Annotated in this window: 14 protein-coding genes; 7 read left to right on the forward strand and 7 right to left on the reverse strand. The window is 61.5% G+C overall.

The window, feature by feature from the left end; translation table 11 throughout:
• Positions 1-113: 113 nt before the first annotated feature.
• The 3 genes from sphantq_RS00285 to istA form a co-directional block, all read right to left on the reverse strand.
• Positions 114-1,307, reverse strand: coding sequence for a hypothetical protein (locus sphantq_RS00285; RefSeq protein WP_272799277.1), 1,194 nt, complete (start codon positions 1,305-1,307; stop codon positions 114-116).
• A 171-nt stretch (positions 1,308-1,478) separates the two neighbouring features.
• Positions 1,479-2,207 carry an IS21-like element helper ATPase IstB gene (istB, locus tag sphantq_RS00290; protein WP_272798407.1) on the reverse strand — a complete coding sequence of 243 codons (729 nt, stop codon included), beginning with the start codon at positions 2,205-2,207 and terminating at the stop codon, positions 1,479-1,481.
• Positions 2,194-3,708, reverse strand: coding sequence for an IS21 family transposase (gene istA, locus sphantq_RS00295; RefSeq protein ID WP_125999130.1), 1,515 nt, complete (start codon positions 3,706-3,708; stop codon positions 2,194-2,196). The genes istB and istA overlap by 14 nt, the downstream gene beginning before the upstream one ends.
• 151 nt (positions 3,709-3,859) lie before the next feature.
• On the opposite strand from istA, the gene sphantq_RS00300 reads away from it, so the two are divergent.
• Positions 3,860-4,672: a hypothetical protein gene (locus sphantq_RS00300; RefSeq protein ID WP_272799278.1), complete on the forward strand. Its 813-nt coding sequence runs from the start codon at positions 3,860-3,862 to the stop codon at positions 4,670-4,672.
• A 335-nt stretch (positions 4,673-5,007) separates the two neighbouring features.
• Here sphantq_RS00300 and sphantq_RS00305 read toward each other — a convergent pair whose 3' ends face one another.
• Positions 5,008-6,186, reverse strand: a complete 1,179-nt coding sequence (locus sphantq_RS00305; RefSeq protein WP_272799279.1) for a tyrosine-type recombinase/integrase — start codon at positions 6,184-6,186, stop codon at positions 5,008-5,010.
• A 388-nt stretch (positions 6,187-6,574) separates the two neighbouring features.
• Here sphantq_RS00305 and sphantq_RS00310 point away from each other — a divergent pair, with 388 nt between their 5' ends.
• The gene (locus sphantq_RS00310) at positions 6,575-7,288 is read left to right on the forward strand and encodes a 2OG-Fe dioxygenase family protein (protein ID WP_272799280.1); all 714 of its coding nucleotides are present in this window, start codon (positions 6,575-6,577) and stop codon (positions 7,286-7,288) included.
• A gap of 17 nt (positions 7,289-7,305) precedes the next feature.
• Here the strand turns inward: sphantq_RS00310 and gor are convergent, their stop codons facing one another.
• Together gor and pgi are read right to left on the reverse strand one after the other, a co-directional pair.
• Positions 7,306-8,652: a glutathione-disulfide reductase gene (gene gor / locus sphantq_RS00315; RefSeq protein WP_066601613.1), complete on the reverse strand. Its 1,347-nt coding sequence runs from the start codon at positions 8,650-8,652 to the stop codon at positions 7,306-7,308.
• A gap of 158 nt (positions 8,653-8,810) precedes the next feature.
• On the reverse strand, positions 8,811-10,316 hold the full coding sequence (pgi, locus tag sphantq_RS00320; RefSeq protein ID WP_272799281.1) for a glucose-6-phosphate isomerase: 1,506 nt from the start codon (positions 10,314-10,316) through the stop codon (positions 8,811-8,813).
• A gap of 189 nt (positions 10,317-10,505) precedes the next feature.
• On the opposite strand from pgi, the gene lepB reads away from it, so the two are divergent.
• The 4 genes from lepB to sphantq_RS00340 all read left to right on the forward strand — a co-directional run bounded on the left by lepB (position 10,506) and on the right by sphantq_RS00340 (position 13,786).
• The gene (gene lepB / locus sphantq_RS00325; protein WP_066601610.1) at positions 10,506-11,330 is read left to right on the forward strand and encodes a signal peptidase I; all 825 of its coding nucleotides are present in this window, start codon (positions 10,506-10,508) and stop codon (positions 11,328-11,330) included.
• Complete coding sequence (gene rnc / locus sphantq_RS00330; protein WP_272799282.1) at positions 11,327-11,998, forward strand: ribonuclease III; 672 nt, start codon at positions 11,327-11,329, stop codon at positions 11,996-11,998. Before lepB ends, rnc begins: the two co-directional genes overlap by 4 nt.
• Positions 11,999-12,103: 105 nt before the next feature.
• Positions 12,104-13,012 (forward strand): GTPase Era, encoded by a 909-nt coding sequence (gene era / locus sphantq_RS00335; RefSeq protein ID WP_129926398.1) that lies wholly within the window; start codon positions 12,104-12,106, stop codon positions 13,010-13,012.
• 57 nt (positions 13,013-13,069) lie between these two features.
• Positions 13,070-13,786 carry a GGDEF domain-containing protein gene (locus sphantq_RS00340; RefSeq protein ID WP_272799283.1) on the forward strand — a complete coding sequence of 239 codons (717 nt, stop codon included), beginning with the start codon at positions 13,070-13,072 and terminating at the stop codon, positions 13,784-13,786.
• Positions 13,787-13,788: 2 nt separating this feature from the next.
• On the opposite strand, the gene topA is transcribed toward sphantq_RS00340, so the two are convergent.
• Positions 13,789-16,377 (reverse strand): type I DNA topoisomerase, encoded by a 2,589-nt coding sequence (gene topA / locus sphantq_RS00345; protein WP_272799284.1) that lies wholly within the window; start codon positions 16,375-16,377, stop codon positions 13,789-13,791.
• A gap of 278 nt (positions 16,378-16,655) precedes the next feature.
• Between topA and sphantq_RS00350 the strand changes: the two genes are divergently transcribed.
• The gene (locus tag sphantq_RS00350) at positions 16,656-17,111 is read left to right on the forward strand and encodes a PA2169 family four-helix-bundle protein (RefSeq protein ID WP_066605199.1); all 456 of its coding nucleotides are present in this window, start codon (positions 16,656-16,658) and stop codon (positions 17,109-17,111) included.
• Positions 17,112-17,144 lie beyond the last annotated feature (33 nt).

Consider the following 17,144-nt stretch of genomic DNA (forward strand, 5'->3'; position numbering starts at 1 on the left):
GAAAAACCTGTTTGTTGCATATGTGGTCGATTGCTGACCGACCGGTTTAAAGGTCGAGTACTGCTAAAGCTGCCTTTCGATGAAACCGGTAAGGCGATCAGCGCCCGCTTGGCTCAGTCAGTACTATCCTCCAGTTTAATGCTGGCTTCAAAGACGTCCGAGAAGAATGCTCCAATAGCCTCATCTGGATTATCTAGGTTCATCAACGCTGTACGATTCTTGATGTGGTAGAAAGGTGCTGGACGACCAGAGGCTGGGACGTCCGTTCGCTCAATCAAGAGGCCGTGCGTGACGAGAATTTCCTTCAACGCAGGCCAGTTCTCATCATCGAGAATGCGGCGTGCACCTTTTTCATCACCATCCTTGATCCAGTAAGGTTTGTAACGAGCGACCCGTGCCAGCAAATCGAACAAACCAAAATCACGGAAGGCGTCCGAGAGGCTTTGCCCTGACCTGAAAATTGATGCATTAAATTGATGCTGCAGCCAGTGGCCGATTTCCTCAGGGTCATAGGTTGTTCTGTGCGGCAGTGACACGACAGTTGGCGTTGGGATAGACGGATGCGGCATAGTAGATCCATCGGCTATCAGCGAATAAATCGCGCACGGAGCGTCAAAGTGCAAGGCTCGCATATCCGCCCCTGCCGCTGACAATTGATTGATAGTTGTATTTTGGAGATGCAGATGGGTGACGGTTTCTGTCAAAAAAACCTCGTCTATCGAGACGTTCCGAAGCACAGGAACTTCAGATGGCGTGAACACGCAACATGCACTGAGAACGAGAGATGCAATATTCTGCCTGGCCCGGTCTTGTTCTCCCAAACTATTAAAATTTTCTAAAGCCCGCCTGATGAAATTTTCGGAATCGTCGCCGCTTGCTGAACGAAAAACTTCAGAGAAAGATTCGAGAAAATCAGCCCCGAAAATATTTCGCCTAACGAACTTGGGTATTTCTCCCTGCGAGATAGAACGAATTGTAACACGAGCAAGGAAATAGTTGTAGACTTGTTCATGGGCAAAGTTCTTATAGCCGCGCCGATCGTCATCCTTGAGAAACGCGAGGACGCCAGATCGGTTTTTCAAAATTCCGCTCAAGCTAGCTGGCACAATATCTTCCGCTGAAATCTCTGCCAGCCACGTAAGAGTATCCGAAGGAATCGCGTTGGACTGGTTCTCGGCTAAATCTCGCGCAACCTCCTCCATCACCCGAATGACGAATTCGGCGCGGCTTTCTGAGGTGGTGACAGCCTCTATATCTTTGCCAAACTTCTGCGCTTCTCGGTCTATCATCGCAGTTATGAGTGTCAATCGGCGTGCAAACGGGACCCCTTATCGGCGCGCAAAAGGGACCCCCTGTCAGGATGGCGGAGCGTTGATGTGACGGGCTTCCTTGCGCTGCGCGCGGCGTAGGGAGGGCGTAGCCCGACCGGAGGCGCGCGCAGCGCAAAACATCTTCTAATTGATCGGTGCTGGGGGGGATCAGCTGCGGTTTTTGAAGCGCCAGCTGTCATTGCCGGTCTCGACGATGTCGCAATGATGGGTGACGCGGTCGAGGAGCGCGGTGGTCATCTTGGGATCGCCGAACACGGTGGGCCACTCGCCAAAGGCGAGGTTGGTGGTGATGATGACGCTGGTCTGCTCATAGAGTTTGCTGATCAGGTGGAACAGCAGCTGGCCGCCTGATCGGGCGAACGGCAGATAGCCCAGTTCATCGAGCACGATCAGATCGAGGCGGGATAGCTGGGCGGCGAGAGCGCCACTCTTGCCGATCCTGGCCTCCTCTTCGAGGCGGGTCACCAGATCGACCGTGTTGAAGTAGCGGCCTCGGGCGCCGGAGCGCACTACATTGGCGGTGATGGCGATGGCCAGATGGGTCTTTCCTGTGCCTGTGCCGCCGACCAGGACGATATTGCGCCGTGCGGGCAGGAACGCGCCGCTGTGCAATGAACGCACAAGCCCCTCGTTGATCGGGGTACCCTCGAACCGGAAGGCATCGATGTCCTTTACGACTGGCAGCCTGGCAGCGGCCATCCGGTATCGGATCGACGCGGCATGACGATGCGTCGCCTCCGCTCGCAGGAGATCGGTCAGTATCTCCATGGTGGTGCGCTGGCGCTGAAGGCCGGTGGTGACGGCATCGTCGAACGCGCCCGCCATGCCCTTGAGTCCAAGCCCGCGCATGGCCTCGATCATATCATGCCGCTGCATCGAAGGTCCTCAGCTGGTCGTAACGGGCACAGTCGGCGATCGGGGGATGGCGCAGAGCGCTATCCTCGGAGGTGATGATCGTCAGAGGACGCGGCGGTTCCCGGCGTCGTGCCAGGATGTTGAGGATCAGGTCGTCGCTTGCCGTGCCCGTCGCCAGTGCCTCACGCACAGCGGCTTCGACAGGCTCCAGGCCATCGGTCAGTACGGCCGACAACACACGGACGAACCGGCGATCGGCATCGTCGCCATTACCCAGCTTGCGGCGCAGGCGGGCAAGCGCCGGTGGCAGATCCCAGTCCTGGAAGGGGGCACCGTTCCGCAGCGCGCCAGGCTTGCGGGCCAGCACTGGCAGATAATGCCAGGGGTCATAGATCGTGCGGTTGCGCCCAAAGTAGCGAGGATGTTCAGCGACAACCTCTTCGCCGCAGCGAACGACGATGCGATCGGCATAGGCGCGGACCTGCACCGTGCGTCGTGCCACCGTCGATAGCACCGAGTAGCGATTGCGGTCGAAGCTGATCAGGCAGGTGCCGGTCACAGCATGCTCGCTCTCATTGAAGCCGTCGAACGGTCCCAGCATCGGCTGCAGCGCAGATCGTTCGATCTCCAGCATCTGCGCCACGGTCAGCTCTCCCTGTTCGGGATGGGGCTGCCGTTCCGCCCAGCGCCGACACTCGGCCTCCAGCCAGCCATTGAGCTCTTCGAGACTGGCGAACCGCAACCGGGGCTGGAAGAAGCGACCCCGGATCGTCTGCACCTGGTTCTCGACCTGACCCTTCTCCCATCCCGCCGCAGGCGAGCAGGCCGTGGGCTCGACCATATAATGGTCGGTCATGATCAGGAACCGCCGGTTGAAGACGCGTTCCTTGCCGGTGAACACGCTCGTCACAGCCGTCTTCATATTATCGTAGATGCCGCGCCCTGGCACGCCGCCGAAGAAAGCAAAGCCGCGCGCATGCGCGTCGAACAGCATCTCCTGGCTCTCACGAGGATAAGCCCGGACATAGACCGCGCGTGAGGCACACAGTCGCATATGCGCGACCTTCACCCGCATCGGTGCCCCGGCGATCTCAACATCTTCATGGCTCCAGTCGAACTGGTAGGCCTCGCCTGGCCTGAACATCAGCGGGATGAAGGCCGTGACACCATCGCCGGCATCTTTGCGCCGCTCGATCTTCCAGCGCGTCGTATAGCGCCGCACCGCATCGTAAGAACCCTCAAAGCCTTCGCGCACCAGCAGGTCATGGATCCGCGTCATCCGCAGCCGGTCACGCCTGCCGCGCAGCTCGTTCTCTTCCAGCAGCGTGTTCAGGCGCTCCTGAAACGGACCGATCCTGGGCAGCGGCTGAACCTTGCGCTGATAATCAAAGGCGCCCTCCGGCGCTCGGACCGCTTTGCGGATGACCTTCCGCGACACATGCAGATCCCGTGCGATCGCCTTGATCGCCTTGCCTCCGGCATACTCGCGCCGGATCCGTAAAACTGTCTCCAAAACCAACATCCCGATCTCGCCGCCTGAAAATCCAGCCGGCTGCTTAAACCATCGAAATGAGGGGTCCCTTTTAGACGCCGATCACCCCGCTAACGGGGTCCTTTTTGCACGCCGATCCACACCGGAAGGGGAGCTGTCCGAAAGTGAGTTCATGTCTGTCATGACGGCGAGTTCGGACCCCAATGCTTTCGCTGCGACGATATCGGAGATTGGAGAAAGGAATCTTCTTGCCGCTCTCGCCCAGCGTATGGATGAGTCGGTAGATCGACTGCCCGTATCGAACGCCGCTATTTTGCTGCCAGCTATGTTTGCGATCGGTCAGAAGCTGGCCGTGACACGGACGGCTGATCCGTTCAATTCACCGTGGGTTTCAGCTTGGAGAGCGGTTAGCTGGTTCCTGAGGAATATCCCTGCAAGCGAACGGGGCCACCTGGCCGTCGAGGCACTCAAATCATCCGGAGCTCTGTCAATGGGGGCCATAATCATTCATCTCAGCGATCCGGATGACGCCAAAGAGAATGATCGCGAAAATTTCGATCCAACTCTCGATATTGATGGCGTCAATGCGATGAAGGCGGAATGGCTGAGGCAAATCTCGAACCTCGCAGCCGATCCTGATGCCATGCTCGCGCATGGCGATCTTACAAGCCTGCTCTATCGGTGGCGCGACTATACCCGTACCCCGGATCTTCCGGCTAAATGGGTACAGCAAGTTGTCTCCACTGACGCGCGCTTTGCTGTTCTGATTGACCGTCTGATGTCCCGAGGCAGATCATCAGGCTGGGGGGACCGTGTGTCCGCGCCTTATGATAGCTTCAGTAAGGAAACCATCGAAGAACTATTCGGTCTCGAAACCGCACGTGAGAGAGCGAGTGCTATCGAACTAGATGGTCTTCCCCAAGATCAAGCTCATGCCATGAGGACGCTGCTGCGATTTCTCGACGGATGGCGGGACGGCAACGAGCGCGTGTAGCCCAGTGCCGGGTGCGGAGAATGAGCCCGAATAAGGTCGTTGGCGTCCTCTCTCCAAAGCGGACATTGGACCGGGTCGGGAAAGACGGTTTTTTCACCTAGCGGTTCTCCAGACCGGACTGAGACCAATGTCCCATCCTCAGCCAAAAGCTGACAGGTAATCCGGGTCGCGCCATCCAGATAAAAAATGGCTTCCGACGATCACCGAAAGTCGGAAGCCATCTTGCCCTTGGAAACGCCTTTCCACGGACGGGTCGCGTATAGCTCCGTAGAGGTCGGCAAAGATTTAGTCGATCTGCCAATTTTACTTTTTTGAGGAAAAAGACCGGCTACAGGTCATTCAGCCAATCTCCGCGAAGAATTGCTCTTCGAAGGCCATTGCTCGAGATATTCAGCCCAACGCGCCATAAGGCTTCGGCGCTTGTCGAAAAAATCTGTGCGACGGTACGCTGCCTCAACCTTGTTCGAAAGCTTGTGGGCCAGCGCCTTGTCCGCCACTTCTTTGGGGAAGCCGGTCCGCTCAGCGGTCCAGTCGGTGAAAGCTGATCTGAAACCATGCACGGTCACCCCTTTGATACCATCGTCCCTGAGTAGTTTGGTCATGGTCATATCGCTGATCGGCTTTTCGCCATCGTTGCTGAAGACCAGACCAGTGTCGCTGCTTCGCTGGTTCCACCGATTGCGCAGTAATGCGACTACCGCCGGTGACAACGGCACAATATGGGTGTCGCCCGCTTTCATTCGCTCTCCCGGTATGGTCCAGACAGCCTTCTCAAGATCGAACTCGCTCCAGACCGCGAAGCGCGTCTCATTTGAACGCACGGCATTGTAGATCGTGAAGCGCAGCGCATCGCGCCCGGTCGTCGATGCTGACGTCGCCAGCCGGTGCATAAGCGAGGGGACGTCGGCATATGGCATGGCTTCCAGGTGCCCGGCCTTTTCCGCCTGACGCGGAAGTCCCTTCCGGACCGAACGAAGGGATAGCTCTTCTGGAAGCCAGCCTTTGATGTGCGCGAAATCCAGAACGGCTCCAATACGCTGCAGGATGCGGCGGGCAGTGTCCGGTATGTCCAACCAAATCGGAGACAGCACTTCCACAACAGTAGGGCTGTCTACCTCGTTGATGGGCCGGGCGCCGATCAACGGAAAGACGTGGTTCTCGAGGCTTGCGATCCAGCTTGCGTGCCGCTGGTTCTTCCAGCCTTCTTTCATCGCTTCGTAGCAGTCCCGCGCGGCCGTCTCAAAACTAGGCACGACTTTTCGAGATCTGCGTTTCTCCGCTACAGGATCGACGCCTAAACGCACCTGACGGCGCAGTGCCATCGCGGCATCACGCGCTTCAGCAAGTGACACGTCGAAGGTCGAACCCAAGCCGTAGTCGCGACGACGCCCATCCTTCTGCATCCGCAGAATCCAAGATCGCGCGCCACTTGGTTTGACGACCAAGCATAATCCCCTACCATCGACATGACGGCCCGGCTGGGCGTTCTTCACTTTCAAAGCTGTCAGAGCCATCGGTTCTAATTCCCGCCTGAAATGGTCCCACAATCGATCCCACACATTGATGGGATTTCAGGCAAATCAGAGCGACCGACCGCGAACATGCTACAAGACAAATCTCTGAAATTACAGGGGACTTAGGAACGTCCTGAACCTGCCTGAGATTTAAGTTATACGCCCGTAGGGGTCACCAAATCCTCTCCCAAAGGACCGGCCTATGTCGGAGAACGCCATCAACGCCTTGCGGCGCATGGGCTTCGCGCAGGATGAATGACCGGCCACGGTTTCCGGGCGATGGCGGCATGATCCCGACGATCGCCTGAGTGTTAGTCATTGGACACACAACCCATCCTGCGGAAACTGGCCCTGTCGCTCGTCTCTTGCTTCCATTAAGGAAGCAAAGATGAGCGACACGGACAGCCTATGCCCGATAGACGAAGCCCTGACACAGGATGGCTATGCCCGCCTGTCCGGCGCGACGCTATTCGACCGGCTGGATATCGCCGAACCCGACTGGTCGGCCTTCGCGGCCAGTTGGAACGATCTTGGCCCCGACCTCTTCATGGCCGATGGCGGCCGCTACCGCCGCCGCCGTCACGCCGCTTTCGCGCTGGAACGGGGCCGCTTCACCCGCAGGCCGCACCAGCCCCATTATCAAAGCCGCGATTACAACCCGCTCAATGGCGACGTGCAACGCTGGTTCGATCCCGTCGAAGCGGCGACGGTCGCCAACCCCGTCTGCGACGCGATCTTCGCCTTCGCCGCCGACCATTTCGATCCGGCGCGCCAAGGCGACTGGCACATCGAAATGCATCAATTCCGCATCGAAACGAAACCGAGCGAAAGCGGCCGGCCCACCCCGGAAGGGATGCATAGGGACGGCGTGGACCATGTGCTGGTTATGCTGGTCGATCGCCGCAACGTCCGCGAAGGCGTGACGCGCATCGGCGCGCCCGACGGCACGCCGCTGGGCGAGTTTACCCTGACGGAAGCGGGCGACACGATGCTGATCGACGACCACAGCATCCTGCACGGCGTCACCGAAATCCACGCGCTGGACTCGGCGAAACCGGCCTGGCGCGACGCGCTGGTCGTGACGTTTGTGGCCGAACGCTAACCCAAGCCGTTCGTAACCTACTTCAACAACACCAGTTCTTCCGCCATGCTAGGATGCAGCGCCACGGTATCGTCGAAATCCTGCTTGGTCAGCCCGGCCTTCACCGCGATCGCCGCCGCCTGCAATATCTCCGGCGCATCCGGTCCGATCATGTGCAGCCCAATCACCTTGTCGCTCGTCGCGTCCACGATCATCTTGTACAGCGCCCGCTCCTCGCGCCCAGCCAGCACATTCTTCATCGGCCGGAAATCGGACGTATAGACCTTCACCGTGCCATAATGGTTCTTGGCCTCCGCCTCGGTCATGCCCACGCCCGCCAGCGGCGGATGGCTGAACACGGCCGACGGCACGCAGCTATAATCGACCTTCCGCTTGTTGCCGCCGAACACGGTATCGGCGAAGGCATGGCCTTCGCGGATCGCCACCGGGGTCAGTTGCAGCCGGTCGGTGACGTCGCCCACGGCATAGATGCTCTCGCAACTGGTCTGGCTATAGTCGTCGACCTTGATCGCGCCCTTGTCGTTCAGTTCGACCCCGGCCGTCTCCAGCCCCAGCCCGTCGGTCATCGGCCTGCGCCCGGTCGCGAACAGCACGACGTCGGCCGCAACCGGATCGCCGTCCTTGAAGCGGACGCATAGCGTGCCGTCCTCATTCTTATCGATCCGCTCCATCTTCGCGTTGAAGCGGAAATTAATCCCCTTGGTCATGGAAATCTGGAGCAGCCGGTCGCGGATCTGCGTGTCATAGCCGCGCAGCAGGTCGCTGCCGCGATTGACCATCGTCACATGGCTGCCCAACTGATGAAAGATGCCGGCGAACTCGTTGGCGATATAGCCGCCACCGACGATCACGATCCGCTTGGGGCACGCCTCCAGATGGAAGACCTCGTTGCTGGTGATGCCATGTTCGGCGCCCTCCAGTTCGGGGATCACGGGCCAGGCGCCGGTCGCGACCAGGATCGTCTTGGCCGTCACTTCGCGCCCGCTGGCCAGTTTCACCCCATGCGGCCCGGTGATGGTCGCGCGCTCGCGAATCACCTCGACCTTGTGGCTGCTTAGCGTATTGCCATACAACCCTTCCAGCCGATCGACCTCGGCCAGCACATTGTCGCGCAGCGTGGTCCATTCGAACCCACATTCCGGCACGTCCCAGCCAAAGCGCCGCGCGTCTTTCAGATCCTCGGCAAAATGCGCGCCGTAAATGAGCAGCTTCTTGGGCACGCAGCCGCGAATGACGCAGGTGCCGCCGACGCGAAATTCCTCGGCCACCGCAACCTTCGCGCCATGCGCCGCCGCGACCCGCGACGCCCGCACGCCGCCCGATCCTGCGCCGATGACGAAAAGGTCGAAATCATAGTCACTCATGCCGCGCCTCCGATGGAATAGGCGCGGATATGGCGGGTGGAGGCCCTAGTTACAAATGGGAATATTGTTGCTGGTAGCCAAACCACCTCCGTTCGTTTCGAGCGCGTCGAGAAGCGTTGCGCCCTCGCTTCTCGACTGCGCCCGAAACCAAAGACAGTTTATGCCGCGCCCAGCGCGATCTCGATCAACGCCATGGTCGACGGATCGAACCCGGTCGCCCCATCCGCCTCGATCGACTTGGCGATCTCCTTGCCCAATTCCACCCCGAACTGGTCGAACGGGTTGATCCCCATCAACACCGCATTGGCGAAGGTCCGATGCTCGTAGAAGGCGATCAGCGCGCCCAGCGCCTCCGGCGTCACATCGTCCAGCAAGATCGTGGTCGACGGCCGGTTGCCGGGATAGGACCGCGCCGGATCGGCCTCATTGTCCTTCCCCCGCATCAGCGCCGCGCCCTGCGCGAAGCAGTTGACCAGCAGCGCGCGATGATGCGCCGGGTCCAGCGCATGGCCCGGTTCGATCGAAGCGATGAACTCGACCGGCGATACGATCGTCCCCTGGTGCAGCAACTGGAACACCGCATGTTGCGCATCGGTGCCCACCCCGCCCCAGGTGATCGGCGCGGTCGGGCCGTCCACCGGACTGCCGTCGCGTTGCACGCTCTTGCCGTTGCTCTCCATCTCCAGTTGCTGGAGGTAGGAGGGCAGCAACGCCAGCCGCTCGTCATAGGCGAACAGCGCGCGGGTCTGGCACCCGATGACGCGGGTATAATATTGATCGACAAAGGCCGCGATCAGCGGGGCGTTCTCGCTTGGAGGCGACAGGCGGAAATGCCGGTCCATCGCCGCCGCGCCCTCCAGCAGGCTCTCGAACCCATCCCATCCCAGCGCCAATGCAGCCGGGAAACCGATCGAGGACCAGAGCGAATAGCGCCCGCCCACCGACTCTGCGAAGGGCAGGATGCGGGTTTCATCGACACCCCATTCCATCGCCTTGTCGGGCGCGGCGGTCAGCGCGATCACCTTGCCATAGGGGTCGTCCACCCCAGCCTCGACCATCCAGTTGATCGCGCTCGCCGCATTCAGCATCGTCTCGCTGGTCGTGAAGGTCTTGGACGCGATCGCGATCAACGTGGCGTTGGGATCGAACCCCTCGATCGCCCGCTCCAGCGCGGTGCCATCGACATTGGACACGATGCCCACATCATAACGCACCCCGTCGCCGTCCAGCGCATCGACGATCAGTTTTGGGCCAAGCGCCGACCCGCCGATGCCGATATGCAATATGTGCCGCACCTCGCCTAGCGCGCCCGCCTCGATCGCATCGATCAGGCCGCGCATCCGCCGGTGCAGCATCTTGGCATGGGCGACGCTTTCGGCATGGCCCTCGCCCCGTTCGGCCGGATGCTCGGCGGCGCGGCCTTCGCTATTGTTCACCGCCTCGCCCGCAAAAAGCGCGTCGCGCTGCGCCGCAAAGCCCTGTTCGTCGGCCAGCTTCAGGAAACCCGCCAGCACATCGTCGGTCAGATGGGTCTTGGACCAGTCGAACCGGATCGGCCCCTGGGTCAGGACCAGCTTGCCCAACCGGCCGGGATCGGTCGTGAAAATGGTCTTCAGGTCGGCTTGCGGAAGCGCGGCGATAGACGCCAGTGCAGAATTGGGCATGGATATATCCCTCATGACGTTGGTCGATATCGACGCTGCACCGGTCGATTCTGCCTATGCTTACCCAAATTCGTCATGCTTTGCATCGTCAAGGACTGCTTGACGCGCTGCGTCTCAAGCCCCACAAGCCGCCACGGCCGCCCTGTCGGCTCATACGACCGGCATTTCCAAGGGATCAGACGACACTCCATGACTGCCAAATCGGAAACGCGGGACTTTATCTGGTTTCTCGCCAAGCTGGGCCTGTTCGTCTTCATCCTGCGCAGCTTCATCATATCGCCGTTCAACATTCCCTCGGAATCGATGCAGCCGCGTCTTTTGATCGGCGACTATCTGCTGGTGGCCAAATGGCCCTATGGCTATTCGCGCTATTCGCTGCCCTTCTCGATTCCGCTGATCCCCGGCCGTATCCTGGCCTCCACGCCCCAGCGCGGCGACGTGGCGGTGTTCAAGGCGCCGCCGAACCAGAAAAACGACTATATCAAGCGCGTCATCGGCCTGCCCGGCGACATGATCGGCGTGCGCGGCGGGACCGTCTACCTGAACGGTCAGGCGATCCCCAAGCAGAAGGTCGCCGACCTCGTCATCCCCGTCACGCCCAACATGCTGGATGCTGCCGCCCGTGAAGGTGCGCCATCCCCCTGTTATCGCGCCGATTTCGAGGAAGCCGCGGCCGGCGGCGGCAAACAGTGCCGCTATCCCCAGTATCGTGAAACCCTGCCTGGCGGAAAAAGCTACAATGTCCTCGACCTGCTGCCCGACGGCGCGGCGGACGATCGGGACACGGTGCTGGTGCCGCAGGGCCATCTCTTCATGATGGGCGACAATCGCGATCGCAGCGCCGACAGCCGCTTCCCCGCGGTCGAAGGCGGCGGCATCGGCCTCGTCCCCGAAGAAAATCTGGTGGGCAAGGCGATGATCTCGGTCTTCTCCACCGACGGCAGCGCCAACTGGCTGCTACCCTGGACCTGGTTCACCGCCGCGCGCTGGAGCCGTATCGGGGAAGGCTTTTGAGCAAGCCTGATACGGCCGGCTGGCTCAAGGATCTGATCGGTCGCGCGCCCGAAAATCCAGCCAGGTTCGATCAGGCGCTGACCCATGGCAGCGCCAAGGCGGTCAATTATGAGCGGCTGGAATTTCTGGGCGACCGTATCCTCGGTCTGCTGATCGCCGAATGGCTGTTCGAACGCTTCACCGATGAACCGGAAGGCAAGCTCTCCCGTCGCTTCAACGCGCTGGTGTCGGGCGAAACCTGCGCCGAAGTGGCCCGCACAGCGGGCGTTCCCATCCATCTGGTGCTGGGCAAGCAGGCGCGCGACGATGGCGCGGCCGACAGCGACAATGTGCTGGGCGACGTGATGGAGGCGCTGATCGGCGCCCTCTATCTGGAAGGCGGACTGGAAGAGGCGCGCGCACTCGTCCGCCGGCTGTGGGGCAATCGGGTCGACACCCAGACCAGCGCCCCGCGCCACCCCAAATCCTATCTTCAGGAATGGGCCGCGGCCAACAAGCGCAAGCCTCCCGAATATGTCCTGACCGACCGTTCCGGCCCGCACCATGCGCTGCGCTTCACCGTCACCGTCTCGATCAAGGGCGCAGGCGAAGCCTCCGCCACCGGCGCCTCCAAACAGGAAGCCGAAACGGCGGCCGCCAAGGCGCTGCTGGAGAAGCTGACGGGTTGATCCCAACTATGCTACACCGAGCCCCCGCGCAGGCGGGAGCCCAGTCCCGCCGCTGGAACTGGGCTCCCGCCTGCGCGGGAGTTTTTGGAATAGAATGGAATAAAATTGACGGTTGAATCGGAAACACAGCGCTGTGGCGTCATCGCCGTCGTCGGCGCGCCCAATGCGGGCAAGTCCACGCTGGTCAACGCGCTCGTGGGGCAGAAGGTGGCGATCACCAGTCCCAAGGCGCAAACCACGCGCACCCGCGTCATGGGCGTCGCGATAGAGGGCGATGCGCAGATCGTGCTGGTCGACACCCCCGGCATCTTCGCGCCCAGGCGGCGGCTGGACCGCGCGATGGTGCAGGCCGCCTGGGGCGGAGCGCAGGGGGCGGATCTGATCGCGATGGTGGTGGATGGCAAGGCGGGGCGCGGCCCCAAGCTGGAGCCGATCATCGAAGCGCTCAAGCATCGCACCGAACGCAAATGGCTGATCCTCAACAAGGTCGATATCGCGATCAAGGAAAAGCTGCTGACCCATACCCAGGTGCTGAACGACACGCTGGGTTTCGATGAAATCTTTTTCGTGTCCGCCGCGACCGGGGATGGCCTGCCCGAACTCAAGGCCGCCTTTGCCAAGGCGATGCCGGAAGGGCCATGGCATTTCCCTGAAGACCAGGTGTCGGACGCCACCGACCGGATGCTGGCCGCGGAAATCACGCGCGAACAGCTTTACCACCAGCTTCACGCCGAACTCCCCTATGCCGCGGCGGTCGATACCGAACAGTATAAGGAGCGCGACGACGGATCGGTCGAAATCCACCAGCAAATCCTGGTCGGCCGCCCGACCCAGCGCGCCATCGTCCTGGGCAAGGGCGGACAGCGCCTGAAGGAAATCGGGTCGAAGGCGCGCGCCGAACTCGCCACCCTGCTCGGCGTCAGGGTCCATCTCTACCTCCACGTCAAAGTGAAGGAGAATTGGGAGGACGACCGCAGCATCTACCGCGATATCGGCCTCGACTGGGTGGAGTGAATGTTCGCGGCATAGGGTAAATCCATCCTTTACCTTATGTCGTTACGGCTCCGTTTCATGGGACCGAAACAGAAAATCGCCTTTGCCGTGGGCGTCTCCGTTATCGGGACGATCGTCATCATGGCGATCGTGTCGACGATCCCCGGCATGTTCATTCCGCTGCGCTATTTCAGCGTGGGCATTTTCTGTTCCGCCAGCATTTCCACCCCGGTCTGCGTCCTGCTGGTCCGGCAGGGCGAGGAAAACCGGCTGTTGCGCCACGAACTGGAACGGCGGGTGGAGGAACTGGCCTATCTTGCAGATCGGGACGGCCTGACCGGCCTGCTCAGCCGGAACGCCTTCTTCGACCGTGCTGGCCAGGTTCATGCGCGGCCGGGCAACTGGTATCTGCTGATCGACATCGACCATTTCAAACGCTTCAACGACGATCATGGCCATCAGACGGGCGATGCTGTCCTGCATGCGGTGGGATCGGCCATCGCGCAGGCGCTAGGCCCGGCCGACCTGAGCGGGCGTCTGGGTGGCGAGGAGTTCGCCGTCTGCCTGACCGATTGCCCCGCTGATCTGGCGACACGCCGCGCCGAACATATCCGCGCGTCGATCCAGGCGTTGCGGGTGCGCGCCTCATCCGGTCCCGTCGTGCGCGTGACCGCCAGCATCGGCCTTGGCGCGGGCGATCCAACCCTGCCGATCGAGGCCAGCCTGCACCGCGCCGACATCGCCATGTACGCCGCCAAGACCGGCGGCCGCAACCAGGTGCGGCGCGCCGCTTGATCCTACTCCGCGGCCGCGGCCTTCTTCTTCGCCGGGGCCTTCTTGGCGGCCGGCTTCTTCACGGTGTCCCCGTCCTTCTTGGCGGCAGGTTTCTTGGCCGCCGCCTTCTTCGGCGCGGCCTTCTTCTTGCCCTTCTTCGCCGGCGCCGCCGCGGCCCGCGCGTCGATCAACTGCGCGGCTTCCTCCAGCGTCAACTGGTCCTTGTCCACCGTCTTGGGCAGGGTCGCATTGGTGGTGCCGTCGGTGACATAGGCGCCGTACCGGCCCTCCATCAGCTTGATCTCCAACTCCGTGCGCGGATGCGCGCCCAGCACCTTCAACGGTTCGCGCCCGGCGCTGCGCGGACCACGGTTGGCCGCCTCCGCCAGCTTCACCACCGCGCTGTTCATACCGACCTCGAAAATCTCCGACGTGGATGACAGCCGCCCATATTTGCCGTCATGCAGCAGATAGGGACCAAAACGCCCGATATTGGCCACGATCGGCAATCCGGTTTCGGGATGCAGCCCCACTTCACGCGGCAGGCTCAGCAGCTTCACGCCCCAATCGAGCGTCAATTCGCCATCGGGCAAATCCTTGGGAATGGAGCCGCGCTTGGCCTCCTTGCCCTCCCCCATCTCGATATAGGGACCAAAACGCCCGGACTTCTTGACGATATCCTGGCCGGTTTCGGGGTGCTGGCCCAGCACCTCCGGCCCGCTATCTTCGCCATCCTTGCCGCCCGGCTGCCCGAACTTGCGCGTATATTTGCACTCCGGATAATTGGAGCAGGCGATGAACGCGCCAAACCGCCCGCCGCGCAGCGACAATTGCCCATCGCCGCAGAGCGGGCAGGCGCGGGGATTGCTGCCGTCCGCTCGCGGAGGGAACAGCATCGGCTCCAGAAACTTGTCCAGTTCCGCCGTAATGTCGGACGGCTTCTGTTCCATAATCTCGGCGGTCTTGGGCTTGAAATCCTTCCAAAAAGCTTCCAGCACTTCCTGCCACTGGGCGCGGCCGCCGGAAATATCGTCCAGCTCGTCTTCCAGTCCCGCCGTGAAGTCGTAGGACACATAGCGTTCGAAGAAGCGCTCCAGGAACGCCGTCACCAGCCGCCCGCTCTCCTCGGCGAAGAAGCGGTTCTTCTCGATCCGTACATAGTCGCGATCCTTGAGCACCTGCAACGTGGACGCATAGGTGGACGGCCGCCCGATCCCCAGCTCCTCCAGACGCTTCACCAGCGACGCTTCGGAATAGCGCGGCGGCGGCTGGGTGAAATGCTGTTCTGCCGTGACTTTCTTCTTGGCAGGGGCATCGCCCTCGCTCATGCGCGGCAGCAGCTTTGAATCATCATCGTCGCTGTCGTCGCGGCCTTCTTCATAGAGCGCCAGGAAGCCTGGGAAGATCACCACCTGCCCCGTCGCGCGCAGCGTATGGCTGCCCGATCCGTCGATCATGTCGATCGTCGTGCGCTCCAGCCGCGCCGACGCCATCTGGCTCGCCAGCGCGCGCTTGAAGATCAGGTCGTACAGGCGCGCATGATCGCCCGACCCCACCTTGTCGCGGCCGAACTCGGTCGGACGAATGGCCTCGTGCGCTTCCTGCGCATTTTTCGCCTTGGTCTGATATTGGCGCGGCTTTTCGGGCAGGTAACCGCCGTCATAGCGTTCCGCGATCGCCTTGCGCGCGGCGGAAATGGCGCTGCCGTCCATCTGCACGCCATCGGTACGCATATAGGTGATCGCGCCGTCTTCGTAGAGCTGCTGCGCGATCCGCATCGTGTGGCTGGCCGAAAAGCCCAGCTTGCGCGCGGCTTCCTGCTGCAAGGTGGAGGTGGTGAACGGCGCGGGCGGATTGCGGGTGAGCGGCTTCGTCTCGACCTTGTCGACGGTAAAGCGTCCGGCCTCCACATCGGCCTTGGCGGCCATGGCGTCGCCTTCCTTGCCGATGGTCAGGCGGTCGATCTTCTCGCCCTTCCAGCGGACGAGGCGCGCGGTAAAGCCCTGCCCGCCCTGCTCCATCTCGGCCGCGACCGACCAATATTCCTGGGGGCTGAAGCTTTCGATCTCGCGCTCGCGCTCCACCACCAGCCGCAGCGCGACCGACTGGACGCGGCCCGCCGACTTGGCGCCCGGCAGCTTGCGCCACAGCACCGGCGACAAAGTGAAGCCCACCAGATAGTCGAGCGCCCGGCGCGCGCGGTAGGCATCAATCAGATCCTCGTCCAGCGCGCGGGGCTTGGCCATCGCGTCGAGCACCGCCGCCTTGGTGATCGCGTTGAACGTCACTCGGTCCACTTGGCTCGGCAGCGCCTTCTTGGCGCGCAGCACCTCCTGCACATGCCAGCTGATCGCTTCCCCTTCGCGATCAGGGTCAGTCGCCAGGATCAATCGCGTCGCCGTCTTGGACGCATCGGCAATGGCCTTGAGCTGCTTGCCCTTGTCGCCATAATTTTCCCACGACATGGCGAAGCCGTCGTCCGGGTCCACCGACCCGTCCTTGGCGGGCAAGTCGCGGATATGGCCATAGCTGGCGAGGACATGAAAATCGCCGCCCAGATATTTCTCGATGGTCTTCGCCTTGGCCGGCGATTCTACGATGACAAGCTGCATTTAGGCCCCGGAAAATAGTCTCTCACGTATACGCGCGAGTGTGGAAGGCGATGACGGCGGGCGTCAAGCGGGCTGTGCGTAAGGGAGAAGGCGCGCCAACGCCAGTATCTTGTCGATCCATCCCGGTCGCAGCACCATCTGACCGCTGACCGCCAACTATCCCACTAATGCAAATCAAAGCGGCCGCAACCCATGCGACTTTTACCGCGGACCAGTGTTCTAGCCCCATCGCCGGAACGCCCCGACCGGCGACATCCCTCATCTAGACAGGAATGACGATGTCCGATTCCAACAGCCATGACATTTCCACGCTCAACGGCCTGATCGCCACCACGCTCGACAGCGCGGACGGCTATACCGAGGCGGCGAAGGACAGCGACCATGGTCGCTTCACCACGCTCTTCACCAGCCGCGCGACCGAACGCCGTCAGGTCGTCACCCGTCTCCAGCAGGAAGTGCGCGCCCTTGGCGGCAACCCGGAAGATGACGGCACCATTCTGGCCGGCGCCCACCGCCTGTTCCTGAACCTGAAAGCCACGCTGACCGGAAAGGATGACAAGGCTATCATCAACGAGGTCGAAGCCGGCGAAGATCATATCAAGGCGAAGTATGAAGACGCGATGGCCGATCGCGATCTGTCGCCAGCAGTTCGCGCCGTGATCGAGCAAAGCTATGTCTCGGTGAAGCAGGGCCATGACGAGATGCGCGATCTCAAGCACAGTATGCAGCATTAATCGCAGCGGATCGGGCGGTGGAGGCGATAACGC

Origin of the sequence: Sphingobium sp. AntQ-1, from assembly GCF_028538045.1 — a bacterium.
Taxonomy (GTDB): Bacteria; Pseudomonadota; Alphaproteobacteria; order Sphingomonadales; family Sphingomonadaceae; genus Sphingobium; species Sphingobium cupriresistens.